The 24,226-nt window shown below is 61.3% G+C and carries 25 protein-coding genes; 15 read left to right on the forward strand and 10 right to left on the reverse strand.

What is annotated here, in order from left to right; translation table 11 throughout:
- Positions 1 to 35: 35 nt before the first annotated feature.
- Positions 36 to 4,352, reverse strand: a complete 4,317-nt coding sequence (locus tag AC1DRJ_RS02560) for an Lhr family helicase (RefSeq protein WP_477800678.1) — start codon at positions 4,350 to 4,352, stop codon at positions 36 to 38.
- A 203-nt stretch (positions 4,353 to 4,555) separates the two neighbouring features.
- On the opposite strand from AC1DRJ_RS02560, the gene AC1DRJ_RS02565 reads away from it, so the two are divergent.
- Both AC1DRJ_RS02565 and AC1DRJ_RS02570 read left to right on the forward strand, forming a co-directional pair.
- Positions 4,556 to 5,440, forward strand: a complete 885-nt coding sequence (locus AC1DRJ_RS02565) for a sugar nucleotide-binding protein (RefSeq protein WP_477800679.1) — start codon at positions 4,556 to 4,558, stop codon at positions 5,438 to 5,440.
- A complete protein-coding gene (locus AC1DRJ_RS02570; RefSeq protein WP_477800680.1) occupies positions 5,433 to 6,362 on the forward strand; it encodes an NAD-dependent epimerase/dehydratase family protein in 930 nt (309 codons plus the stop codon). The genes AC1DRJ_RS02565 and AC1DRJ_RS02570 overlap by 8 nt, the downstream gene beginning before the upstream one ends.
- A 111-nt stretch (positions 6,363 to 6,473) precedes the next feature.
- On the opposite strand, the gene AC1DRJ_RS02575 is transcribed toward AC1DRJ_RS02570, so the two are convergent.
- From AC1DRJ_RS02575 to AC1DRJ_RS02595, 5 genes are all read right to left on the reverse strand, one after another.
- Positions 6,474 to 7,175 (reverse strand): OmpW/AlkL family protein, encoded by a 702-nt coding sequence (locus tag AC1DRJ_RS02575; RefSeq protein WP_477800681.1) that lies wholly within the window; start codon positions 7,173 to 7,175, stop codon positions 6,474 to 6,476.
- Between the two features lie 223 nt (positions 7,176 to 7,398).
- On the reverse strand, positions 7,399 to 7,917 hold the full coding sequence (locus AC1DRJ_RS02580) for a DUF3299 domain-containing protein (RefSeq protein ID WP_477800682.1): 519 nt from the start codon (positions 7,915 to 7,917) through the stop codon (positions 7,399 to 7,401).
- Between the two features lie 11 nt (positions 7,918 to 7,928).
- Positions 7,929 to 9,194, reverse strand: a complete 1,266-nt coding sequence (locus AC1DRJ_RS02585; protein WP_477800683.1) for an ABC transporter permease — start codon at positions 9,192 to 9,194, stop codon at positions 7,929 to 7,931.
- 1 nt (position 9,195) lies between these two features.
- Positions 9,196 to 9,906: an ABC transporter ATP-binding protein gene (locus tag AC1DRJ_RS02590; RefSeq protein WP_477800684.1), complete on the reverse strand. Its 711-nt coding sequence runs from the start codon at positions 9,904 to 9,906 to the stop codon at positions 9,196 to 9,198.
- Positions 9,907 to 10,042: 136 nt separating this feature from the next.
- Complete coding sequence (locus tag AC1DRJ_RS02595) at positions 10,043 to 10,621, reverse strand: DUF2796 domain-containing protein (protein WP_477800685.1); 579 nt, start codon at positions 10,619 to 10,621, stop codon at positions 10,043 to 10,045.
- 135 nt (positions 10,622 to 10,756) lie between these two features.
- On the opposite strand from AC1DRJ_RS02595, the gene AC1DRJ_RS02600 reads away from it, so the two are divergent.
- Positions 10,757 to 11,104, forward strand: coding sequence for a hypothetical protein (locus AC1DRJ_RS02600; RefSeq protein WP_477800686.1), 348 nt, complete (start codon positions 10,757 to 10,759; stop codon positions 11,102 to 11,104).
- A 66-nt stretch (positions 11,105 to 11,170) separates the two neighbouring features.
- On the opposite strand, the gene trxA is transcribed toward AC1DRJ_RS02600, so the two are convergent.
- From trxA to AC1DRJ_RS02615, 3 genes are all read right to left on the reverse strand, one after another.
- Complete coding sequence (gene trxA / locus AC1DRJ_RS02605; RefSeq protein WP_477800687.1) at positions 11,171 to 12,043, reverse strand: thioredoxin; 873 nt, start codon at positions 12,041 to 12,043, stop codon at positions 11,171 to 11,173.
- 180 nt (positions 12,044 to 12,223) lie between these two features.
- Complete coding sequence (locus AC1DRJ_RS02610; RefSeq protein WP_477800688.1) at positions 12,224 to 12,880, reverse strand: class I SAM-dependent methyltransferase; 657 nt, start codon at positions 12,878 to 12,880, stop codon at positions 12,224 to 12,226.
- Positions 12,877 to 13,341: a YbaY family lipoprotein gene (locus tag AC1DRJ_RS02615; RefSeq protein WP_477800689.1), complete on the reverse strand. Its 465-nt coding sequence runs from the start codon at positions 13,339 to 13,341 to the stop codon at positions 12,877 to 12,879. Before AC1DRJ_RS02615 ends, AC1DRJ_RS02610 begins: the two co-directional genes overlap by 4 nt.
- Before the next feature lie 127 nt (positions 13,342 to 13,468).
- Between AC1DRJ_RS02615 and nrdR the strand changes: the two genes are divergently transcribed.
- The 12 genes from nrdR to AC1DRJ_RS02675 all read left to right on the forward strand — a co-directional run bounded on the left by nrdR (position 13,469) and on the right by AC1DRJ_RS02675 (position 22,219).
- Positions 13,469 to 13,933 carry a transcriptional regulator NrdR gene (gene nrdR, locus AC1DRJ_RS02620; protein ID WP_003228656.1) on the forward strand — a complete coding sequence of 155 codons (465 nt, stop codon included), beginning with the start codon at positions 13,469 to 13,471 and terminating at the stop codon, positions 13,931 to 13,933.
- Positions 13,930 to 15,063 carry a bifunctional diaminohydroxyphosphoribosylaminopyrimidine deaminase/5-amino-6-(5-phosphoribosylamino)uracil reductase RibD gene (ribD, locus tag AC1DRJ_RS02625; RefSeq protein WP_477800690.1) on the forward strand — a complete coding sequence of 378 codons (1,134 nt, stop codon included), beginning with the start codon at positions 13,930 to 13,932 and terminating at the stop codon, positions 15,061 to 15,063. Before nrdR ends, ribD begins: the two co-directional genes overlap by 4 nt.
- Before the next feature lie 44 nt (positions 15,064 to 15,107).
- Positions 15,108 to 15,773 (forward strand): riboflavin synthase, encoded by a 666-nt coding sequence (locus tag AC1DRJ_RS02630; RefSeq protein ID WP_477800691.1) that lies wholly within the window; start codon positions 15,108 to 15,110, stop codon positions 15,771 to 15,773.
- A gap of 31 nt (positions 15,774 to 15,804) precedes the next feature.
- Positions 15,805 to 16,896 carry a bifunctional 3,4-dihydroxy-2-butanone-4-phosphate synthase/GTP cyclohydrolase II gene (gene ribBA, locus AC1DRJ_RS02635; RefSeq protein WP_007944233.1) on the forward strand — a complete coding sequence of 364 codons (1,092 nt, stop codon included), beginning with the start codon at positions 15,805 to 15,807 and terminating at the stop codon, positions 16,894 to 16,896.
- Positions 16,897 to 16,987: 91 nt separating this feature from the next.
- Positions 16,988 to 17,464, forward strand: a complete 477-nt coding sequence (ribH, locus tag AC1DRJ_RS02640) for a 6,7-dimethyl-8-ribityllumazine synthase (RefSeq protein WP_003185938.1) — start codon at positions 16,988 to 16,990, stop codon at positions 17,462 to 17,464.
- Positions 17,461 to 17,961, forward strand: coding sequence for a transcription antitermination factor NusB (nusB, locus tag AC1DRJ_RS02645; protein WP_477800692.1), 501 nt, complete (start codon positions 17,461 to 17,463; stop codon positions 17,959 to 17,961). The genes ribH and nusB overlap by 4 nt, the downstream gene beginning before the upstream one ends.
- Positions 17,962 to 17,979: 18 nt before the next feature.
- Positions 17,980 to 18,945: a thiamine-phosphate kinase gene (gene thiL, locus AC1DRJ_RS02650; protein ID WP_477800693.1), complete on the forward strand. Its 966-nt coding sequence runs from the start codon at positions 17,980 to 17,982 to the stop codon at positions 18,943 to 18,945.
- Positions 18,942 to 19,445, forward strand: coding sequence for a phosphatidylglycerophosphatase A family protein (locus AC1DRJ_RS02655; RefSeq protein WP_008033735.1), 504 nt, complete (start codon positions 18,942 to 18,944; stop codon positions 19,443 to 19,445). The genes thiL and AC1DRJ_RS02655 overlap by 4 nt, the downstream gene beginning before the upstream one ends.
- A gap of 21 nt (positions 19,446 to 19,466) precedes the next feature.
- Positions 19,467 to 20,201 carry a substrate-binding periplasmic protein gene (locus tag AC1DRJ_RS02660; RefSeq protein ID WP_477800694.1) on the forward strand — a complete coding sequence of 245 codons (735 nt, stop codon included), beginning with the start codon at positions 19,467 to 19,469 and terminating at the stop codon, positions 20,199 to 20,201.
- Between the two features lie 184 nt (positions 20,202 to 20,385).
- A complete protein-coding gene (gene ribA, locus AC1DRJ_RS02665; RefSeq protein ID WP_477800695.1) occupies positions 20,386 to 21,003 on the forward strand; it encodes a GTP cyclohydrolase II in 618 nt (205 codons plus the stop codon).
- Entirely contained in the window at positions 21,000 to 21,419 is a 420-nt protein-coding gene (locus AC1DRJ_RS02670) for an MFS transporter (RefSeq protein ID WP_477800696.1), read from the forward strand. Before ribA ends, AC1DRJ_RS02670 begins: the two co-directional genes overlap by 4 nt.
- Positions 21,419 to 22,219, forward strand: a complete 801-nt coding sequence (locus tag AC1DRJ_RS02675; protein ID WP_477800697.1) for a cobalamin-binding protein — start codon at positions 21,419 to 21,421, stop codon at positions 22,217 to 22,219. The genes AC1DRJ_RS02670 and AC1DRJ_RS02675 overlap by 1 nt, the downstream gene beginning before the upstream one ends.
- A 120-nt stretch (positions 22,220 to 22,339) precedes the next feature.
- Here the strand turns inward: AC1DRJ_RS02675 and AC1DRJ_RS02680 are convergent, their stop codons facing one another.
- Positions 22,340 to 24,223 carry a TonB-dependent receptor domain-containing protein gene (locus AC1DRJ_RS02680; protein ID WP_477800698.1) on the reverse strand — a complete coding sequence of 628 codons (1,884 nt, stop codon included), beginning with the start codon at positions 24,221 to 24,223 and terminating at the stop codon, positions 22,340 to 22,342.
- Between the last annotated feature and the right edge of the window lie 3 nt (positions 24,224 to 24,226).

The raw sequence follows: 24,226 nt of genomic DNA on the forward strand, positions 1-24,226 counted from the left end.
CTCTGGCTGCATCCCCACGCGGAGCGTGGGAACGATCAGTGGCGAGTCAACTTGCTGCGTATTTCTGTGGTTTTCTGCTGATCCAGCTCCAACCAAAAATGCGGCTTCCCGGCAATCTCCGCCGCCGCCGGAATTCCATCGCGATACACCAGCCGATTACTCGCCAACGCCGGTACTTTCGCGCCAGGTAACAGCGTCCCGGCCAGGTTCAGCGGGTCAACCCCGCACACCGCAATCAAACTCCCGTCAGGCGGCCGTCGACGTACTTCGCGCAGCAACGGAATGGCCTCAGGCAACGCAAACTGTTCGCCGGCCAAACCACTGACAAACCGCCCGCCGCGTATCTCGCCCCGAGCCTCCAACCGATGAAACGTGCGCAGCAATTCGCGCCAGCTCGGCAGCCAATCCGCCTCACGTTCCAGCAAGCGCCAGAACACCACGCCGTAGCGTCGCAGCAAGGTCATGGCGATGTGTTCCAGTGTCTCGGTCGGTGTCGGCGTCGGGCGTTTGCCTTCCACAACCGGCACGGTGGGTCCGCGGCGCAACAAGGCCCAGCGCCCGGCGTCGTCCATCCCGCCGACAAACGCTCCGCGCCCGCGTCGGTTGCTTCTATTCTGGCGTTTGCTGGCCGGGGTGATCAGCGCGCGCAATCCGGCAAAGCTGTCGGCATTTACCAATCCGGCGCCGACCAGTTCCTGCAAGGCAATTTCCAGTTCCGAGCGCAGTAGATGAGCTTCATGAATCAACTCATCGAAAAACAGCGCGCCATGTTGGCTGAGCGCTTCATGAACCTTTTGCGTTTTGAGTGACAGTTCGCTGACCGGTGTCTGCTCGGTCAAGCCGCTCCACAAGCCAACCTGACTGCGCGGCAATAACAGAATCGGCGTGCTGCGCAATGCCGTGCTGGCGCCCTTGTTGCGGGCGGTCAGACGCGTCCAGACCAGTTTGCCGCTGCGGCACAGATCGTCCAGCCAAACCGGCGAATAGTCTTTGATTCGCGCCGACAGAATGTCGCTGTCCCAGGCTGATGCGGCGGCGGTATAGCCTTCGAACTGACTGACTATGGCGGGCAACACCGCGCTGCCCTGACCCTGAGTCGCCACCGACAGGTGCTGCCAGTCGAACAGAAAACGCATGAAATCCTGCAACGTCACCGGCTCGATTTCCCGGCGCAAACGCTTGACGGTGTAGCGGTGAATACGCGCCAGCAGATGCCGTTCGCACCATTCCTCAAGCCCTGCGCCGGGCGTGAAGCGGCCGCGCAACACGTAGCCTTCACGTTCCAGTTGCGCCAAGGCCTGGTTGACCTGATTCGCTGCCAATCCCAGCGGTTCGGCAATCGCGGTGAGCGGCAACGGCCCAAATGCGCTAAGTCGAGCGCGGATCACTTCCAGCACGGCCTCGTCTGGCGTCCAGGCCTCATCGAAACCGGGCAACGCTTGCAGTGCCGGCAACAAAGTGGCCTGTGGATAAATCGCCTGCAGGCAGGTCAGCCGCTCCAGTGCCAGCCACAACCCCTGCCTGGTGTTGTTCTGCAAACGGCTGGCGCGACCGCTGTCGGCCAGGACGTTCAGCCAGTCGAGCCAGTGCGCATTCGTCTGGGCCTCGGCATCGGTGATGCACGCAAGGCTCATCAATGCCTCGTGCATTTCATCGATTCCGGTGGGCGTCGGCCAGGCTTCGTCGCGCACCGCTTGAATCGCGTCGGCATCCAGCGCACCGAGGTCGTCGGTGGACTGTGGATCGGTCCAGCGCCGGTTGAGCACTGCTTGCGTGCGGCGCTCTTCCAGCGGCGCATCGTCGAGAAAGGTGTAGGGGCGGGCGCTGAGGATTTCCGCTGCCAGCGGCGACGGCGCCGGCAAGTCACGACTGATCAGCCGCACGTCGCCATGTTCCATGCGCCGCAGTAATGCCAGCCAACCTTCGCTGTCCATCGCCTCGTGCAGGCAATCGTCGAGGGTCTGTTCCACCAGCGGATGGTCGGGAATTTCACGCTCACCGGCGAGGTTTTCCACGCAGGCAATCTGATCGGGAAAGACGCTGCCGATCAGGTCTTCGCTTTTCATCCGCTGGATTTGTGGCGGGACTTTGCGTCCGCCGCTGTAGCGCGGCAGGGCCAGGGCGACGCCGGCATTCCAGCGCCAGCGCACGCCGAACAGCGGCGCGTCGAGCACCGCTTGAATCAGGATGTGCTCGGCGCTGTTGCTGTGCAGGTAGCGCCAGACGTCGTCGAGTTCAAAGCTGTGGCTGGTGGACAGCGACAGCACAATGGCGTCTTCACTGGCGGCGGCCTGCAATTCGAAGTTGAAGGTGCGGCAGAAACGCTTGCGCAGGGCCAGACCCCAGGCGCGGTTGATCCGGCTGCCGAACGGGGTGTGGATGATCAGTTGCGTGCCGCCGGACTCGTCGAAAAAGCGCTCCATCAGCAACGTATCCTGGGACGGCAGGCCCCCCAGCGTCAGACGCGCACGGGCGAGGTAATCGACCAGTTGCTCGGCGCTGGCGAAGTTCAGGCCGAGGGTGTCGGTCAGCCAGTCGATGGCCGGTTGCAGGTTGCCTGGCGTGGCGCCGAGCAAGTCGTCGAGGTGCGCTTGCAAGCGAGCGACAGCAAAGGACAATTCCGCGCTGCGACCTGGCGCTTCACCGAGCCAGAACGGGATGGTCGGCGGCTGGCCCTGAGCGTCTTCGACCCGGACCTTGCCGGTTTCTACCCGCAGGATTCGGTAGGAGGTATTGCCCAGCTGGAAAACGTCCCCGGCGATGCTTTCCACGGCGAAGTCTTCGTTGACGCTGCCGATGTTCAGCCCTTGGGGCTCCAGCAAAACGCTGTAGTCGGCGTTGTCCGGAATGGTCCCGCCGCTGGTCACAGCGGTCAATTTGGCGCCCCGGCGACCGCGCAAGGTGCGAGTGACGGCGTCGCGGTGCAGGTACGCGCTGCGCATGCCCTGACGACCGTTGTAACCCTCGGCGAGCAAATGTAGCAGTGCCTGATAATGTTTTTCGTCGAGCTCGGTGTAAGGCGAAGCGTGGCGAAACATCTCCAGCAGTGCCTGCTCGGGCCATTCCTGGCAACTGACCTCGGCGATGATTTGTTGCGCGAGGACGTCCAGCGGCGCTGTGGGAATCTGCAACGTGTCGAGCTCGCCGCGACGGACGCAATCGAGCAGCGCGGTGCATTCGATCAGGTCGTCGCGGGTGGTGGCGAACAAGCGGCCCTTGGGCATCCCGCCGACTTGGTGCCCGGAGCGGCCGACCCGTTGCAGAAACCCTGAAATCGAGCGCGGCGAGGCGATTTGGCACACCAGGTCGACGTTGCCAATATCGATGCCCAATTCCAGCGAAGCAGTGGCAATCAGCACTTGCAGGTCGCCGCGCTTGAGTCGTTGTTCGGCGTCCAGGCGAAATTCCTTGGCCAGGCTGCCGTGGTGGGCGGCCACCGCGTCTTTGCCGAGGCGTTCGCTCAGGTGCCGGCTCAGGCGCTCGGCAAGACGTCGGGTGTTGACGAAAATCAGCGTGGTCCGGTGTTCGCGGGCGAGGGCGGCGAGGCGGTCGTAGACCAGTTCCCACACATCGTTGGCCATGACCGCTGACAACGGAACGGGAGGGACTTCGATGTCCAGATCCCGTGGGCGGGCGTGGCCGATGTCGACGATGTCGCAACGACGATCACGGCCCACCAGAAAGCGCGACACCGCTTCGATGGGCTTTTGCGTGGCGGACAGACCAATACGCACCAGCGGTTCCGCGCATATCGCCTGCAGCCGTTCAAGGCTCAGGGCCAAATGGCTGCCGCGTTTGCTGGCGGCGATGGCGTGGATTTCATCAACAATGACCGTGCGCGTGGTGCCTAGCATCTGCCGGCCGGAGTCGGAGCCGAGCAGCACGTAAAGGGATTCCGGGGTGGTCACCAGAATGTGCGGCGCGGTCTTGCGCATGGCTGAGCGATCTTTCTGCGGTGTGTCGCCGGTGCGCACGGCGGTATTGATTTGCAATGGAGGCAGGCCCATCACGCGCAATTGCTCGGTGATCCCGGCGAGCGGGTTTTGCAGGTTGATCTGGATGTCGTTGGACAAGGCCTTGAGAGGCGAGACATAGACCACCAGAGTTTCATCTGGCAGCCCGTCGTCGGTTTCCAGTCCGCGGTGCACCAGTTCATCGATGACGGCGAGGAAGGCAGTGAGGGTTTTGCCGGACCCGGTGGGCGCGGCAATCAGCGTCGAGCGCCGCTGGCGAATCAACGGCCACGCCCTGGCCTGGGCGGCGGTGACCGTCGGGAAGGTGTTGCTGAACCAGGCGCTGACGGCGGGGTGGAAGCCTGCCAGGGCGCTGTCCGTCGGGATTGGCAGATTCATGTTTTGATTTATGCGGTCGGCCACGGGAAGTTGCAAGCCCCCTCGCCACAGGGGCCACCGAAAATCCCGGGGATCTACACTTTACGGATGACGGTTGCGCACTAAACCCGCAAAATGCAACGATTCCAGAAACCATCAACGACATTGCCCGCGGGCGATGTCGATAAAGCCATCGTTCCAACCAGACTGGGCCTGCTGACTCTATGCGAATGCGCCTTATGTTACTGGGCGGCGGAAATGCCCTTGGGCAGGCGCTGATTCGCCTCGGTGCGGAGGAAGACATCGGCTTCCTCGCCCCCCGCCCCCCGCAAGACGGCTGGGATGCCGCGAGCCTGACGCAATTGCTCGACGACACCCGCCCGGACGCGTTGATCAATCTCGCCTACTACTTCGACTGGTTTCAGGCAGAAGCGGTCAGTGAGCAACGTCTGGCCGGACAGGAGCGTGCGGTCGAGCGTCTGGCCGAATTGTGCCAGCATCACAACATCGTTCTGCTGCAACCCTCTAGCTATCGCGTGTTCGATGGCTCCCGTGCCACCGCTTACAGCGAAAAAGACGAACCGGTCCCGCTGGGGCTGCGCGGTCAGGCGTTGTGGCGCATCGAACAAAGCGTTCGTGCGACCTGCCCGCAGCACGTGTTGCTGCGTTTCGGCTGGTTGCTCGATGAAAGTCCTGACGGCACGCTCGGGCGTTTCCTCGCGCGGGCCGAGACGCCTGACGAACTGCTGTTGGCCGACGACCGCCGGGGCAACCCGACACCGGTCGACGATGCAGCCCGTGTGATCATCTCGGTGCTCAAGCAACTCGATTGTTCGGCACCGCTGTGGGGCACCTATCATTACGCCGGGCATGAGGCGACCACGCCGCTGGCACTGGGTCAGGCTATCCTGACCGAAGCACGCAGCCTGCATCCGCTGGCCATTGAAGCGCCGACCGCCCAGGCTCACGCCACGCGTCCGGATGCCGCCGAAGAGCCGCAACACGCGGTGCTGGCCTGCAAGAAAATTTTGCACACGTTCGGGATCAAGCCGCGCGCCTGGCGCGCCGCACTCCCGGGCCTACTGGACAGGTTTTATCGCCATGGCTGACGGACCCGTTTTAATTACCGGCGGTGCCGGTTTTATTGGCTCGCATCTGACCGATGCCCTGCTCGCCAAGGGGCATTCGGTGCGCATTCTCGATGACCTGTCGACCGGCAAACGCAGCAACCTGCCGCTGGATAACCCCAACCTCGAATTGATCGTAGGTGATGTCGCCGACGCAGCTTTGGTGGCTCAGGCGATGGTCGGTTGCAGCGCTGTGGCGCACCTGGCCGCGGTGGCCTCGGTACAGGCCTCGGTGGACGATCCGGTGAAGACTCACCAGAGCAACTTCATCAGCACGCTGAATGTCTGCGAAGCGATGCGTCAGGCCGGCGTCAAACGCGTGCTGTTCGCTTCCAGTGCGGCGGTGTACGGCAACAATGGCGAAGGCGAATCGATCGACGAAGACACGCCCAAGGCGCCTTTGACGCCTTACGCGGTGGACAAGTTGGCGAGTGAGCACTACTTCGATTTTTACCGTCGTCAGCATGGGCTGGAGCCGGTGATTTTCCGCTTCTTCAACATCTTCGGCCCGCGTCAGGACCCGTCCTCGCCGTATTCCGGGGTGATCAGCATTTTCAGCGAACGGGCGCGCAAAGGCCTGCCGATTACCGTGTTCGGTGATGGTGAGCAGACGCGCGATTTCGTCTACGTCGAGGACCTGATTGAGCTGCTGGTGCAGGCCATCGAAAAGCCGCACGTTGAAGCCGGGGCAGTGAATGTCGGCTGGAACCAGGCGACTAGCCTCAAGCAAATGCTGCAAGCGCTGGAAGCTGTGCTCGGTGAGTTGCCGCCCATCAGCTACGGCCCGGCGCGCTCGGGCGATATCCGCCATTCGCGGGCGAACAACCAGCGTTTGCTGGAGCGCTTTACCTACCCCGCGCAGACACCGATGAGTGTTGGCCTGGCGCGGTTGTTGGGGCGCTGAGATTTTCGCGATCACAAAAAAGGCGCCCTTGACGAGCGCCTTTTTTGTGGCCGGTATTCGCTTTTATGGCGCTATTTACAATGGCCAGGTTCACCACCACGTGAACAAACGTTAGAACTTGTAACCCAAACCAACCATGTAAACGAATGGGTCTACGTCCACATCGACTTTGGCCCGGGTGCCCGGCGCAATCGCGTGGTTTTCAACGGTCGCGGTGGTATCGATGTCGATGTAACGTACCTGGGCGTTGATCAAGATGTTGTCGGTGATCATGTAGTCAGCACCGACCTGAAACGCCATGCCCCACGAGTTATCCGCTTCGAAGTTGCTGAAGCCCTTGGCCTGGGCTTCGCTGCCGACGTGTTCGTCGTAGATCACGGTGTAGTTGATGCCGGCGCCGAGGTACGGTTGGAAAGCGGACTTCGAGTCGAGCGGGTAGTACACGACGCTCAAGGTCGGTGGCAGCTGTTTGATGGTGCCGAGTTTGCCGTTGGCCGCGTTGCCCAAGGCGGTGCCTTTGAGTTTGACGTCATGCTCGAACGGAGTGGCCGCCAGCAGCTCGATCCCCCAGTGGCTGTTGATCATGTACGCGAAGTTCAGACCCAGCTGCGTGTCGCTGCTCAGGGTGGCTTCACCACCCAGGTCTGCACCGGCCAGCGGGCCTTGGTCGACCTTGACGCTGGAGCTGTCGCCTTTAGGGTCCACGGTGATTGCGCCGGCACGAATAAGGATATCGCCAGCCTCGAAGGCATGGGCGAGCGGAGCTGTGAGCGCGAGGGCCAACAGCGAAGTGCTGAGCAAGGATTTGTGCATGGAGACTCCAAAGGTCGTAATAAATTTTCGTTGTACCGATAGTACAAGGTAGCTTGCTACGGACTTTTGACTCAGCTCAATGAAACGGTAATGGGGTTTCGTTTGTGTTTCTGAGGACCACATCGCGAACAGGCCCGCTCCCACAAGGACAACACTGAACCTGTGGGAGCGAGACCGGCTTGCCGGCGATAGCTATCTTATGGGCAACACATAATCGCCGGATTCACTCCGGCAATTCATACACATAAATCTTGTCCGCCTCCATCTGGTACCCCGCATCCGCCAACTCACTGGTCGACGCCTTTACCTGCATCGCCCCTTCGATCCAGTACGGCTGATACAGCTCATCCAGCTTCACGCCGACCTCGCTTTTCACATGCACGATCTGGTTCGACGGTGGCGGCGGCACGTGGATGCAAGCGCCGAAATACGGCACCAGCAGAAACTCCGTAGTACGCCCGTCTTCACTGACTTCCAGCGGCACGATATAGCCCGGCAGGCGAATACTCTGACCATCAAGGGCCTTCACCACCGGCGCATTCGGCATGTCCTGTCTGGCGGCGGGTGCCGACTCGGCAGACAGCGCGCTGCTCATCTGCGACAAGTCGTGCAGGGGCGTCATGTTCGGCACTTCCGGCGCGGCATCTGGCGGGATCATTTCCGACCAGGTCAGGTCTTTCGGCTCGGCCGCCCACAGGGGCAGGGCGACCAGCAACAGTAGCGCAAGCAAGGCGCGGGGCATGTTCAACGTCCTCATAGTCGGATCGACAGGCCATCGGCCAACGATTGGCGATACGCGCGCCAGGCAGGCACGCTGCCCATCAACAGAGCGGCGCTCAGGATGCCACCGAGCAGCGTCCATTCATACTCGCTCGGCCACGCCAGTGGCAGGTACAAACCGTAATTGGCCTGCACGTAGCCCTGGGCGGCGGCGATGCCCACATACAGCAACGCCACACCGGCGATCACCCCGGACAACGCCAGGGCGAACGCTTCCAGCACCAGCAGCGTCGCGATGTGCCACGGTCGGGCGCCCACCGAGCGCAGAATCGCCATCTCGCGCCGACGTTCATTCAGGCTGGTGAGAATCGCCGTGAGCATGCCGATCAACCCCGTCAGTACTACAAACAACGAGACCACAAACAAGGCTTTTTCTGCCGTGCTCATCAAACTCCACAGCTCTTGCAGTGCCACGCCGGGCAGGATCGCCAGCATCGGCTCGCCACGGAATTCATTGATCTCGCGTTGCATCGCAAAGGTTGAAATCTTGCTGTTGAGGCCGAGCATGAACGCAGTAATCGCTTGCGGCGTGAGGTCCATGTTGCGTGCCTGATCGGCACTGATCCGGCCGTTACCTCGCGCCGGTACGCCGTTGTGCCAGTCGACATGAATCGCCTCCATGCCGCCAAGGCTGATGTGCAGCGTGCGGTCCACCGGAGTGCCGGTGCGCTTGAGAATGCCGGCCACGGTGAACGGTTTGTCGTCGTGTTTGACCAGGCTGATCACCGCCACGCCGTGGGCCAGCACCAGTTTGTCGCCGAGCTTGTAGTGCAATGCATCCGCCACTTCGGCGCCGAGCACCACTTCAAACGGGTCGGTGGCGAAGGCGCGGCCGTCGGCCAATTCCAGATGATGCTGATGGCCGTACTGGTAATGCTCGAAGTAGGCCTCGGTGGTGCCCATCACCCGATAACCGCGATGGGAGTCGCCTAGGGACATTGGGATCGCCCACTTCACTTTCGGGTTGTTGGCGAAGTGTTCGAAGCTGTCCCAGCGGATGTTGTTGGTGGCATTGCCAATGCGGAACACCGAGTACAGCAACAGGTTCACCGAACCGGAACGCGCGCCGACGATCAGGTCGGTGCCGCTGATGGTGCTGGCGAAACTGGCTTTGGCTTCGGTGCGCACCCGTTCCACCGCCAACAGCAGGCACACCGACAGGGCGATGGCGAACGCGGTGAGTATCGCGGTGAAGCGCCGGTTAGCCAGACTGGCCATGGCTAGACGAAACAAATACATCTCAGACCTCGGACGGGGTAGCGGCGCGATTGAGTTCGGCCAGCGACAAGTTTCGATCGAACAGCGGTGCGAGGCTCTGGTCATGGCTGACAAACAACAAGCTCGACCCGGCTTCACGGCATTCGGCGAATAACAGGCGAATGAAGTTTTCGCGCGCGTCGTAGTCCAGCGCTGAGGTCGGCTCGTCGGCAATGACCAACTCCGGCTGGCCGATCAGCGCGCGGGCAGCGGCCACCCGTTGTTGCTGGCCGATGGACAGCGAGTCGGCGCGACGGTTGAGGATGCTTTCATCCTTCAAGCCCAAGTGGGCGAGCAGGGTGGCCGCGGCTTGATCGACGCTGCCATGGCGTTGTTTCGCCCGTTCGGCGCGCAGTCTGGAGAAGTGGCAGGGCAGTTCAACGTTTTCGCGTACCGACAGAAACGGCAGCAAATTAAATTGCTGGAAGATGTAGCCGGTGTGATCGACGCGGAAACGGTCGCGTGCACCTGCGCCGAGTTCGGTCAGCTCCTGGCCAAGCAGGCGAATGCTGCCGCGATCCGGTTTCTGCACGCCACCGAGCAGGCCGAGCAGGGTGGTTTTGCCACTGCCGCTGGGGCCTTTGAGGAATAGGGTTTCGCCGGGTTCCAGGCGAAACGCCGGGATATCCAGCAAGGGCGGGTGACCGGGCCAGCTGAAGCTCAGGTCGGACAGTTCGATGAGTGCTTGGGTCATGTGAAACCGGTCAGGTGATAGGTGAACCCTGTGGGAGCGAGCCTGCTCGCGAAGGCGGTGTGACAGGCAACATTTCTGTTGTATGTGACGGCCCCTTCGCGAGCAGGCTCGCTCCCACATTGGATCTTCGGTGGATTCAGAATTTCAGGGCAGCCGCCTTGGCTGTCACTTCAACGCCTTGCTGCCCACTCGGACCGATCAGTTGTACCTGGATTTTCTGGGTCGCCGGGAACGTATTGAAGATGTTCGCCAGGTCCAGGGTTTTCAGGGCGCCGGGAGCTGCGCAGGTGAACTGATAGTGAGCGTGGATTTCGCTGTGCTCGTGATGATGTTCGCCTTTGGCGTCTTTATCGTGATCATCATCGGCGTCCGGCTTGTCACCGAACAATGGGCTTTCCAGTTCCTGCATGGCCACCACGCAACCGGCCGCTTTTGGCAGGTTGAACAGCGCCAGTGGTTTTTCGAGTTGCGCACGAACGCTGGCGACTTTGGCTTTGTCGGCACCCGTGGTGGCGGCGTGTTCGAAACCCACCAGGTTCATCGCCGGGCTTTCCAGCTCCAGCTCCAGGGTCTGGCCGTCCAGCGCTGCGTTCAAGCGACCAATGCCATGTTCGTGGGCGCCGAGGCTACCGTGCTCATGATCATGTTCATCGGCGGCGTGGGCGACGGCCAGCGGTAACAAGGCAAACGGCAAAGCGAGCAGCAGACGGCGCATGGCGGGTCCTCGAAAAGTAAAATGAAGTATTTGTTATGTAATCTTATAACGTTAACGAGAGGAGTTTGACCGGCTACTTGGCGTTGCACAAGTCCCATGGGAGCATGCAGGTCAGAAATGTGCAGGAGCAGAGGTATGTTGCGTATACGCGGAAGCATCGGCGATTGGCCGGTGGATTTGACGCTGGAGATGGATGACGGCGACTGGGCACGGCTCGGCGCGCAGTTGCAGGTGAGCAAGCCCGAGGCCAATGTCGCCCCGGCCAAACCGGTGACTCAGGATGACGCGCTGTGGCAGATCGCCAAGGACCTGTTGCGCAAGGCCGGGCAATTGAGCGGGCCGGATTTGCTCGATCAGCTGGAAGCTCTGACGGGCAGCGCGGCGGCGGGCAAGCGCTTGTTGGTGCGCTTGCGACATAGCACCGATGTGAAGGTGTCGAGCGGCGGCGATACGCCGCTCTACAGTTGGATCGAACCGGCGTAGGGGCACAGCTTGATGGAGATGGCGATCTCAGGAGCGCCATCGCCGGCAAGCCGTGCTCTAGGCGGTTTAGTACAGCGCAGCAAACAGCTTGCGGCGATACGTGGTCACCAGCGGGTGGTCATTGCCCAGCAATTCGAACACCTGCAGCAAAGTCTTGTGCGGCAAGCCTTCGCTGTAGCTGCGATTGCGGATGAACAGCTTGAGCAATGCATCCAGCGCCGCGTCGTACTGTTGGCGGGCCAACTGCTGAACCGCCAGCTGATACACCGCTTCATCGTCCTGTGGATCTTTCGCCAGTCGCGCTTTCAGGTCTGCCGCATCCGGCAGATCCTTGGCCTGGCCGAGAAACTGGATCTGCGCCTTGGCACCGGCCAGGGCGGCTTTGTGTTCATCGCTCTTGACCGCGTCGAGCACGGTTTGCGCTTCACCCAACTCACCACGCTCGGTGAGGCAGCGGGCGTAGAGAATCAGTGCTTTGGCGTTGGTGTTGTCTTCGCCCAGCAGCACTTTCAGCACGGCTTCGGCGTCGGCGAAACGGCTGTCATCGAACAAGGCCTGGGCCTGCTCGAACGGGTCGGCGGCGGCCGGTGGCGGCATTTGAACGTGAGGCTCAAGCATCGCTCGTATGGCGGACTCCGGCTGGGCACCGGCAAAGCCGTCGACCGGTTGACCGTCCTTGAACAACACTACGGTCGGCAGGCTGCGAATCCCGAAACGAGCGACGATGTCTTGTTCCAGATCGCAGTTGACCTTGGCCAGCAGCAACTCGCCCTGATAGCTCTCGGCGATGGTCTGCAGCAACGGCATCAGCACTTTGCAGGGCGCACACCATTCGGCCCAGAAGTCCACCAGCACCGGTTTGTGGAAGGAGTTCTCGATCACCGACTGGTCGAAATCAGCAGTCGTGGCGTCGAAGATGTACGGCGTTTCCTGACTCATGGGGGATCTCTTGGAAGCGTGAATGGGGCAACTATAAGGCCAGGCGGGGTATAGCTGAAAGCGGGGTGGCAGTTAGTCATCGGGTGTCTGCGCAATCGCTATCGCGAGCAGGCTCGCGCCCACAGGGGTTTTGGGTGTGACGTAGATCCAGTGTGGGAGCCAGCCTGCTGGCGATGCTTTTTAGCTGCGCCGCGCATGGTAAAGGCTCACATACCGAAACTCTTCGGGCTCGGCCAGATCCGGCAAGGTCATCGCTTCCAGCATTTCGATGCGCTGATACAACGAATGACGAAAATCCCTGACACGCGAATCGGCCACCAGCGCCTCTTTGCCGCGGGTTAAAAACTCATCGAGCAGTGGCAAATTCGCCCGGTCGTAGAGCACATCGGCCACTAGGATCAGATCAAACCGGTCCACCTCGGCGAAAAAGTCGGTCGAGTAGTTGAGCTCTACGTCATTGAGTTCAGCATTCGCCCGACACGCGGCAATCGCCAGCGGGTCGAGGTCACAGGCCACCACTTCCAGCGCGCCGGCCTTCACCGCGGCAATCCCCGCAACACCCGAACCGGCACCGAAATCCAGCACCCGTTTGCCTTTGACCCACTCGGGGAATTCGGCGAGGTAGCGCGCCACTGCCAGGCCACTGGCCCAGCAGAAGCTCCAGTACGGCGGCTCATGCAGAATCCGTCGGGTTTCTTCCGAGCTGAACGCGCGGTCCATGTTGTCGCCGTCGATCAGCCAGAGTTTCAGGTCGGTCTGGGGCAATGCGACAGGCACAAGCTGCGCATCACCAAGCAGTTCACCCAAGGCCTGTTGCAGGTCGAACGGTGCAATCATGGCGCTTTGACAAATTGCAGCTGACCCAAAGCCTGCGTGGTGGGCTGGGAGATGACCCGCGACGGCAGATGCAGAATCAGCTGGCCGGACTGGCTGGCACGGCCGCGCAGTTCAACGCGGGCAGCAGCCGGGAAGGATTCCGGGTTGAAGCGCAGGCGAAACGGCAGCACTTGATTGGTGCCTATCAGGCTGGAGCTGGCGAGCAATTGTTGCGGGCGATCCTTTTCGTCGATCACCAGCAGCGCCAGTTCGACTTCGGCGCCGGCCGGCACGCCTTGCAAGGTGCCGCTCAACTCACGCTGGTACGCGGGCAGCGGACCGAGGTCGGCCGATTCCTGCGCTTTTTTCTGCGCAGCCTGCGGGGCGGGCCCCGGGGTCGGCGGCTGGGGCTTGGGCGCATCGCTGCTGCAGGCCACCAGCAGGCTGAAAAGACTGAGCAAAACGAGCGGTCTTAAGGACATTTACGGCTCCAGCGAGGTGAAATCCATGGATCAAACACTATAGCCGTCTGTATACCGCAAACCCTATGGCTTGTCTTGCCACGGGGATGCGCTACCATGGCCCTCCCTTTTTTTGTTGCCTGCCACCATGCACTGTCCCTTCTGCGGTGCCAACGACACCAAGGTCATCGACTCGCGTCTGGTCGCCGAGGGCGAACAGGTGCGCCGCCGGCGTGAATGCCTGGCCTGCGGCGAGCGTTTTACGACGTTCGAGACTGCCGAACTGGTGTTGCCGCGCCTGATCAAAACCGACGGTAGCCGTCAGCCCTTCGACGAAGAAAAGCTGCGCGCCGGCATGCAGCGTGCGCTGGAGAAGCGCCCGGTGAGTGTCGAGCGCCTCGAATCGTCGCTGGTGCACATCAAACACAAACTGCGTGCCACCGGCGAGCGTGAGGTCAAATCCCTCGTGGTCGGTGAACTGGTGATGGCCGAGCTGCAAAAGCTCGATGAAGTCGCCTACATTCGCTTCGCTTCGGTGTATCGCCGCTTCCAGGACCTCAACGAGTTCCGTGAAGAGATCGATCGCCTGGCCCGTGAACCGGTGAAAGAATGACCACGCCCGCCGAACAAGCCATCCTCGACGCCCATTACATGGCCCGCGCTCTGGAACTGGCGCGTAAAGGGCATTACACGACGCACCCCAACCCTCGGGTGGGCTGTGTGATTGTGCGGGACGGGCAGATTGTCGGCGAAGGCTGGCACGTGCGCACCGGCGAGCCGCATGCGGAAGTCCACGCCTTGCGTGCCGCGGGCGACCTGGCCCGAGGCGCCACCGCCTACGTGACGCTGGAACCGTGTAGCCACCACGGCCACACGCCGCCCTGCGCCGATGCGCTGGTGAATGCCGGGGTCGCCCGTGTGGTCGCGGCCATGCAGGACCCGAACCCGGAAGTCGCCGGTCGCGGCCTGCAACGCCTGGCCCAGGCCGGGATCGCCACCGAAAGTGGTGTGCTGGAAGGTGAGGCGCGCAAGCTCAATCAAGGTTTTCTCAAGCGCATGGAACACGGCCTGCCATTCGTGCGGGTCAAGTTAGCCATGAGCCTGGATGGTCGCACCGCGATGGAAAGCGGCGAGAGTCAATGGATCACCGGCCCGGCGGCGCGTTCGGCGGTGCAACGTCTGCGTGCTCAGGCCAGTGTGGTGCTGACCGGCGCTGACACAGTGCTGGCGGACAACGCCCGGCTGACCGTGCGCGCTGACGAATTAGGCCTGGACCCGGAGCAAACCGCTTTGGCCATGAGCCGTCCGCCGCTGCGGGTGCTGATCGACGGTCGCCTGCGGGTGCCGCTGAATGCGCCGTTCTTCAAGGCCGGCCCGGCGTTGGTCGCGACCTGCGTGGCGGTGGAAGAGCAGTACGCCAATGGCCCGGAATGCCTGATCGTGCCCGGCGTTGACGGTCAGGTCGATCTGCACCAATTGCTGATCGAGCTCGCCCATCGCGGGGTCAATGAAGTGCTGGTCGAAGCCGGCCCGCGTCTGGCCGGCGCTTTCGCTCAGCAAGGCCTGGTGGATGAATTCCAGATTTTCATCGCCGGCAAGTTCCTTGGTTCCTCGGCGCGGCCACTGCTCGACTGGCCGCTCGCGCAAATGAAGGATGCGCCTGAGCTCACAATCACCGAAATTCGCGCGGTTGGCGATGACTGGCGGGTCACTGCCATTCCTTCACCAGCCGCCAGCGTATAATTCCTGGCCGCTGCCTAGACGGCTTTGTTCTCGAGGAGGACTCCATGTTTACCGGCATTATCGAATCCATCGGCAGTATTCGTGCATTGACCCCAAAAGGCGGAGATGTGCGGGTTCACGTAGAAACCGGCAAGCTCGACTTGCGCGACGTCAAATTGGGCGACAGCATCGCGGTCAACGGCGTATGCCTGACTGCCGTTGAATTGCCGGGCAATGGCTTTGCCGCCGATGTCAGCCGCGAAACCCTCGACTGCACCGCCATGAATGACCTTAAAAGCGGCAGTCCGGTGAACCTGGAAAAAGCCCTGACCCCGACCACTCGCCTCGGCGGGCACCTGGTCAGCGGTCATGTCGATGGCGTGGGCGAAGTGGTTACCCGTACCGAAAATGCGCGTGCCGTGGAATTTCGCATCCGCGCGCCGAAGGAACTGGCCAAGTACATCGCCCATAAAGGCTCGATCACCGTCGACGGCACCAGCCTGACCGTGAACGCGGTCGATGGCGCCGAGTTCCTGCTGACGATCATTCCGCACACCCTGAGCGAAACCATCATGGCGTCGTACCAGCCAGGTCGCCGGGTGAACCTGGAAGTCGACTTGCTGGCGCGTTATCTGGAGCGTCTGCTGCTGGGTGACAAGGCCGCAGAGTCAACGGCCGGCAGCACCATTACTGAAAGCTTTCTGGCCGCCAACGGCTACCTCAAATCCTGAAGCTCAAATTTCGAAAGAAGGGGGGTGCCTTGTGGCGCTCAATAGCATCGAAGAACTGGTTGAAGACATCCGCCAAGGCAAGATGGTCATCCTCATGGATGACGAAGACCGCGAGAACGAAGGCGACCTGATCATGGCCGCCGAGTGCTGCAAGCCCGAGCACATCAACTTCATGGCCAAGCACGCCCGTGGCCTGATCTGCATGCCAATGAGCCGCGAGCGCTGCGAACTGCTGAAGCTGCCATTGATGGCGCCGCGCAACGGTTCCGGGTTCGGCACCAAATTCACCGTGTCGATCGAAGCGGCCGAAGGCGTGACCACCGGCATCTCCGCCGCCGACCGTGCGCGCACCGTGCAAGCGGCGGCTGCCAAAGACGCCAAGGCCGAAGACATCGTCAGCCCAGGCCACATCTTCCCGCTGATGGCCCAGGCCGGTGGCACTCTGGCCCGCGCCGGCCACACTGAAGCCGCCTGCGACTTGGCGCGCATGGCCGGTTTCGAGCCAAGCGGCGTGATCTGCGAAGTGATGAACGACGACGGCACCATGTCCCGTCGCGCCGAACTGGAAGCTTTCGCTGCTGAACACGACATCAAGATCGGCACCATCGCCGACCTGATCCACTACCGGATGATCCACGAACGTACCGTTCAGCGGATTGCCGAGCAGCCACTGGACAGCGAACTGGGCCAATTCAACCTGGTGACCTATCGTGATTCCGTGGAAGGCGACGTGCACATGGCCCTGACCCTGGGCACTGTCTGCGCCGAAGAGCCGACCCTGGTTCGCGTGCACAACATGGACCCGCTGCGCGACTTGCTGATGGTCAAGCAACCGGGTCGCTGGAGCCTGCGCGCCGCCATGGCTGCGGTCGCTGAGGCCGGCAGCGGTGTGGTGCTGTTGCTCGGTCATCCGCTCGATGGCGACGTGTTGCTGGCGCACATTCGCGAAACCGCCGACCAGGCGGCCGTGAAAAAACCGACCACCTACAGCATCGTCGGTGCCGGTTCGCAGATCCTTCGGGACCTGGGCGTACGCAAAATGCGCCTGATGAGTGCGCCAATGAAATTTAATGCGATATCCGGTTTCGATCTGGAAGTTGTAGAATACGTGCCCTCCGAATAATGACCGGTTGTTTCCAGTCCTTGATTCGCGGCTAAAAAATCACTGAGGGACGCGTAGAAAACGCGTCCCGGCTCTTTAAGAGATCTAACGAATGACCCTGAAGACCATCGAAGGTACCTTCATCGCCCCTAAAGGCCGCTACGCTTTGGTAGTGGGCCGTTTCAACAGCTTCGTCGTTGAAAGTCTGGTCAGCGGTGCAGTGGATGCCCTGGTTCGCCACGGCGTAAGCGAAAGCGACATCACCATCATCCGCGCTCCTGGCGCCTTCGAAATTCCGCTGGTTGCGCAGAAAGTCGCTCAGAAGGGCGAATACGCGGCAATCATCGCGCTGGGCGCGGTCATTCGTGGCGGTACTCCGCACTTCGAATACGTGGCGGGCGAATGCACCAAGGGCCTGGCCCAGGTGTCCATGGAGTTCGGCGTTCCCGTCGCTTTCGGCGTGCTGACCGTTGATTCCATCGAGCAAGCCATCGAACGTTCCGGCACCAAGGCCGGTAACAAAGGTGCCGAAGCTGCCCTGTCCGCTCTGGAAATGGTCAGCCTGCTGGCGCAGTTGGAGGCCAAGTGATTAGCGACGAAAGCGATCGTTTCAACCCGCGCGATCCAAAGCCTGCGGATGCCGGCAAGCCATCGAAAAGCGTCAAGCGTCGCGAAGCTCGTCAGCTCGCGACTCAGGCGCTGTACCAATGGCACATGGCCAAGCAGTCTTTGAACGAGATCGAAGCGCAGTTCCGGGTCGATAATGATTTCAGTGATGTTGATGCCGCGTACTTCCACGAAATCCTGCACGGCGTTCCGGCGCACCGCACCGAGATCGATACGGCCCTGGCCCCGTGCCTGGACATTACGATCGAAGAGCTGGACCCGGTTGAACTGGCTGTTCTGCGCCTGTCGACCTGGGAATTGATCAAGCGTGTCGACGTGCCGTACCGCGTTGTGATCAACGAAGGTATCGAACTGGCAAAAGTCTTCGGTTCCACCGACGGCCACAAGTTCGTCAACGGTGTGCTCGACAAACTGGCCCCGCGTCTGCGTGAAGCTGAAGTGAAGGCGTACAAGCGCTGATCGGCGCTTGCAATCGCGATGGGTGAGTTTGAGCTGATCCGCAATTTTTTCGCCGCCGCGCCCTGTGCGCAAGGCGGCGAAGGCGTTGCCCTCGGGATTGGCGACGACTGCGCCTTGCTGGCTGTTCCCCTTGGGGAGCAGTTGGCCATTTCCACCGACACACTGGTTGCCGGTGTGCATTTCGCAGACCCCTGCGACCCGTTTCTGCTCGGTCAGCGCTCGCTGGCTGTAGCAGTCAGCGATCTGGCTGCCATGGGCGCCACTCCTGTTGCCTTTACCCTTGCCCTGACCTTGCCGACGGTGACTGCCGATTGGCTGCAAGCCTATGCTCGTGGGTTAAACCTCATGGCGCAACGCTGCGGTGTGGCGCTGGTGGGCGGTGATACCACTCGGGGGCCATTGAGCCTGACCATGACCGTGTTCGGTCGTGTGCCGGCCGGTCAGGCGCTGACCCGTAGCGGTGCGCGACCCGGCGACTTGCTTTGCGTTGGCGGTGAACTGGGCAGCGCGGCAGGGGCTTTGCCGCTGGTATTGGGGCAGCGAACCGCTGACGCGGCCATCGCCGATCCGTTGCTGGCGCATTACTGGTCACCGCAGCCGCAATTGGCGTTGGGCCAGGCATTGCGCGGCAAGGCGACCTCGGCGCTGGACATATCCGACGGCTTGCTCGCCGACTGCGGGCACATTGCGCTGGCGTCGAAGGTCGGTATTCAGATTGAGCGGAGTAAGCTGCCCGTGTCAGCGGCGTTGGTGGCCTTCCTCGGCCAATCCGCTGCCGAAACGGCAGCCTTGAGCGGCGGCGACGATTACGTGCTGGCCTTCACCTTACCGTCCGTCGAGTTATCGTCACTGCTGGCAGATGGCTGGCCAATTCAGGTGGTCGGGCGTGTCGTGACGGGGCAGGGCGTATCGCTGCTGGACGCCGGTGGACAAGACATCACCCCGCAAACCCGGGGCTATCAACATTTTCGGGAGACACCGTGACAGATCATCCCAAACAGGTCCCGGCGGAATTCGTACCGCCATCGGTCTGGCGCAATCCCTGGCATTTTCTGGCGTTTGGCTTCGGCTCGGGCACCCTGCCAAAAGCACCGGGCACCTGGGGTTCGTTAGTTGCGCTACCCTTTATCCCGTTGTGGCAAATGCTGCCCGACTGGGGTTACTGGCTGATGCTTGGCATCACCATGCTGTTCGGCTTCTGGCTGTGCGGCAAAGTGGCCGACGATTTGCGCGTGCACGACCACGAGGGCATCGTCTGGGACGAAATGGTCGGGATGTGGATCACCCTGTGGCTGGTACCGGAAGGTTGGTACTGGTTGTTGGCGGGTTTCCTGGTATTCCGCTTCTTTGACATTCTCAAGCCCTGGCCGATTCACTGGATCGACCGGCATGTCCATGGTGGCGTCGGGATCATGCTCGACGATGTGTTGGCAGGCGTATTTGCGTGGCTGGCGATGCAAGGGTTGGTATGGATTTTCGCCTGATGGGCGAAGCAGGGGACTAGGATGGCTCGGCATTGGTTGGCTGTGATGGTTTTCGCCATGTTTTGCTCGCTCGTTCAAGCGGGGGATACGGCGCCGCCGACTGTGATTCATCTGGCCAGCGAAGAGTGGGAAGACTACACCGCCGCCGATGGCCACGGCCTGGGCTGGGATGTGCTGCGGGCTATCTTCGAACCGGCCGGGGTCAAACTGGACTTGCGCGTCGAACCCTACACCCGTGCCGTGGGCCTGGCCCAACGCGGTGAAGTGGATGCCTGTGTCGGTTCTTACCGTGACGAGGCCAGCGATGTGCTTTATCCACGATGGAATTACGATACCGATCACATCTACGCCTTGGGCCTGGCCAGTAATCCGGCACCGACCCCGGAAACACTCGGCAACTACCGACTGGCCTGGGTCCGCGGTTACGAGTACCAGAAGTACCTGCCCAATGTGCAGCGCTATAACGAGGTCGTGCGGCGCACCGGCATTTTGTCGATGCTGACCCACAACCGGGCCGACTTTTACATCGACGCACTGACCGAAATCGATTACATCGTCAAACGAGCCAAGGATCCTTCCCCGTTCCGTCGCACGCACATCGCCGAATTGCCGCTGTACCTGTGCTTCGCCGATAACCCGAAGGCTCGCGCCTTGATGGCGCTGTTCGATCAACGCATGGAACTGTTGGTGAAAAACGGCACGCTGAAACCGATCTTTGAACGCTGGAAACAGCCCTACCCGTTCGACTCAAACTGAATGTTAAACGTGTAGCAGCAGGCTTCGCCAGCTCCTACAGAGCGTGCGCACACCGGGCATCAGGTGCTTGAGATCTAACATTTTGATCGTTATGCCCCATAATTCAGCCTAAGCGTCCGTAGGAACCTGCTGTTACAATGCCGCGTCTGCGAATCTCCAGCACTTATTGATCAGGAGCACACCGGTGCCTGTCGTTTTTGTCGCCGCTTCCAAGCTGCCAACGCCTTTTGCGCAATTCACCATGCATGGCTTTCTCGATGAAGCTACCGGCCGCGAGCACGTGGTGCTGAGCCTGGGTGAGATTGCCGACGGTGCCCCGGTACTCGGCCGGTTGCACTCCGAATGCCTGACAGGCGATGCCTTGTTCAGCCAGCGCTGTGATTGCGGCTCGCAACTTGAAGCCGCCTTGCAAGCCATCGCCCGTGAAGGCCGTGGCGTGTTGCTGTACCTGCGTCAGGAAGGCCGTGGCATTGGCCTGCTGAACAAGATCCGCGCCTATGAATTGCAGGATGGCGGTGCTGACACCGTTGAGGCCAATGAGCGCCTGGGCTTTGCTGCCGACCAGCGTGATTACGGCATATGCCTGCCGATGCTTGAGCATCTGGGCGTGAAGTCCCTGCGTCTGATGACCAACAACCCGCGCAAGGTCAAAGCCTTGACCGACATGGGTATCGTGGTTGCCGAGCGTGTGCCGCTGCACACCGGCCACAACCCGCACAACAAACTCTACCTGGCGACCAAGGCCAGCAAGCTCGACCACATGATGGGCAACGAGCATCAGGGCGAGGCGGATCGAGCGTGACTCGCGGTCAGGTTCGGCGGCGACTGTCGTTCAATTGGTGGCAGTACCTGACGCTGGCGTTGTTGCCACTGTTGTTGATCAACGGCGTCTTTGGCCAGAGCGATGCGATTGTGCCGGTGCTGGCGATGCCGTTGTTCATCGCTGGTGTGGCCTCGATGTTTGTCAGCCTGAAATTTTTTGGTGGTTACAAGCACGCCCTGATCGCCACTCAAAAAGCCCTCGACACGCCTGAGGAACCCGCCGCCTGGATCGCCCTGGCCGCCAAGCGGCGTACCGCGTTCCTGGCGGCTGCATTGCCGGCCTGGATTGGTGCGCTGGCGGTGTTCGTCGGCCTCGAAGCAGTTCCGTTGATGCTGCTGGCGCTGTCGACCGTGGTGCTGTTCTACCTCTACCGTATTCCGCGTCAGCTCGGCTGATGTATCGAGCCTGGCTGGCGGTTCTGCTGCTGGCCGTCAGCGGCTCGGCGGCTGCCGTCGGACGGGTCGTCAGCCTGGCGCCGTCCCTCTCTGAAATCGTTGTCGAACTGGGTTCAGCCGACCTGCTGGTCGGTGTGCTGGATGCCGGTGAACGTCCCGCCGAGCTTGAACACCTTCCTTCAGTTGGCCGCTACGGTCAGTTGGACATGGAGCGTTTGCTCAGCCTACAACCCGATTTGCTGCTGCTCTGGCCAGGCAGCGTTGGCCCGGCCCAGCGTGAGCAGCTCAAGCGCCTGAATATTCCCACGTACGTCGCTGAACCTCACACGCTCGACCAACTCGCTGTGCAAATGGAAGCGATTGCCATGCAGCTCGGTCGGCCCGAACGAGGTGTAAAGTTGGCTGCCGACCTGCGCCAAAAGCTGGATGACCTGCGTCAGCGTTATCGACGGGACGAGCCATTGCGGGTGTTCTATCAAGTCTGGGACCGGCCGCTGTACACCGTGGGTGGTGGGCAGATTATCAGCGATGCGCTAGAGGTTTGCGGGGCGCGCAACGTGTTTGCCGACCTGAAGTTGCCCGCGCCGCAGGTCAGTATCGAGGCGGTGTTGCAGCGCAATCCCGAGGTAATTCTGGCCAGTGACCAGGCGCAACTCGATGCGTGGAAGGCATGGCCGCAGGTGGCGGCGGTGGCGCACGGGCAATTGCTGCTGGTGGCGGATAAGGGGCTGGAGCGGCCGAGTGGACAGATGGTCGAGGCCACTGCCAAGTTGTGCCAGTTGATCGCACCTTCACACTGATCGTTCCCACGCTCCGCGTGGGAATGCCGCCATGGACGCTCTGCATCCGCTCTTGATGTGACGCAGAGCGTCACGGGATGCATTCCCACGCAGAGCGTGGGAACGATCGTGGTCCTCTGGTCAGATCTCCGGGGTCCAGGTCACCCCAAACAACCATGCCCGACCTTCTTCTCGATACCCATACTGACTACCTTCATGGCTGTACATCGCCCGGCTATAACTTTTATCCAACAGGTTATCGAGCTTCATCTCAAGCTTGATTTCACGATTGAGCTCCCAGCTGCTGCGCAATCCCAACAAGCCATAGCCACCCAAAGGTTGTTGATTGTTCAGGTCGTCAAAGCTGCTGCTGACTGCTAGCCAGCTGGCACCGAGGCCCAGGCGATCAAATTGTCGATCCAGGTCCAGGCTCAACGTCCGCCGGGCACGACGGGCGAGGGTGTGGCCGGTGTCGCGGTCGCGCGGGTCGATGAACGCTATGCCCAGGTTGCTCTGCCAGCCGAACAATTGCTGTTTCAATGCCGCTTCGAAGCCATTGATCCGCGCCGAGGCCACGTTCTCTGGCTGAGAGTTACTGCCGAAAATAATCGCGTCTTCAAGATCGATGCGATACAGCGAAGTTTCCAGGCGACTGGTTTCTGTCAGCTGGCTACGCCATTGCAGCTCATAGTTTTTCGATGTTTCAGGTTTCAGGTCCGGGTTGCTGAAGTCCGGGTAGTACAAGTCATTGAACGTCGGCGCGCGAAAGCCTTCGCTGTACGTCAGCAGCACGTCGTTGTCCGGGTTCAGGGGCAGGGTGAAGGTGCCGCTCCAGCTGTTCTGGCCGCCAAACTGCTGGTTCTGGTCACGGCGCAGGCCCAGCTCGGTGGAGAAACTGTCCGCCTGGTAGTGATGCTGAGCAAAGGCGGCGCGGTTCCAGCGGCTGTCTTCAGCGAAGGGCGTGCTGCTGTTGATCCGGTCTTCGTACCAGTCACCGCCCAAGATCAGGCTGTTGCGCTCGGTGAGCGTCAGGTCGTTTTGCCAGTTCACCGAGTCGCGGTAAGTGTTGAAAACGCTGCGCTCATCGCTGAGCTTGTCGAGGGTCTTCTCGCGGTTTTCGCTGTGGCCGAATTCCACGCGGGTCTTCCAGGCATTGTTAACCCGTGCGTCGACATAGCTGCTGACACTGCTCACCTCGAAATCGCTGTAAGGCTGCTGCTGGACTGACTCGAAAGTGTCCAGATCAAAGCGGCCAAACGGGTTGTCGAACTCGCTTTTGCCTCGGTTATCCAACACATTGGCGCCGATTTCCAGGTCATCGGTGATGGCATGGCTCAGGCTGAAACTGACCGATTGATTGCGGTACTCATCATGGTCGCTGTCGCTGGGATACGACTCGTGCGTGCGATTGATCCCGGCGGTTTCATTGAGGCTGGCGCCGAGGTTGAAGCGGGTTTTCTCATCGCCGCCGGACAGTCCCAAGCTGCGTTCCCAAGTCTGATTGCTGCCAAATCCCACGTGCACCCGCGGTTGCAGGCCTTGTTCGCCGCCGCGTCGGGTGAAGATTTGAATCACTCCGCCGATTGCGTCACTGCCATACAGCACCGAACGGGAGCCGCGCAGCACCTCCACGCGCTCGACCTGCTCGATGTTGATGTGTTGCAGATTGCTGTCGCCCGAGGTCGAATTGCCGATGCGCTGACCATCCACCAGCACCAGGCTTTGCGCCGACTGGGTGCCGCGAATATAAACCCCCGGCAGACTGCCGAGCCCGCCGGTTTGCGCCACTTGCACGCCCGGCACCCGTTTGAGCAAATCGGTGATGCTGTACGGTTGCAGACGGTCGATGTCTTCGCGGGTAAACACCGTATTAGCGGCGCTGCTGTCGTTGCGCGCTTCGACCTGACGGTTGGCGGTGATCAACACATCGGGCAGTTTCAGCGCTTGATCGCGTTCGAAGGAGTCGGCCAGCAGTGGACCGGCCGGCAGCAGTGTCAGCGTCAGGGCGAGGGGGGAGAGTTTCATCGG

Source organism: Pseudomonas sp. P5_B2, assembly GCF_056400445.1.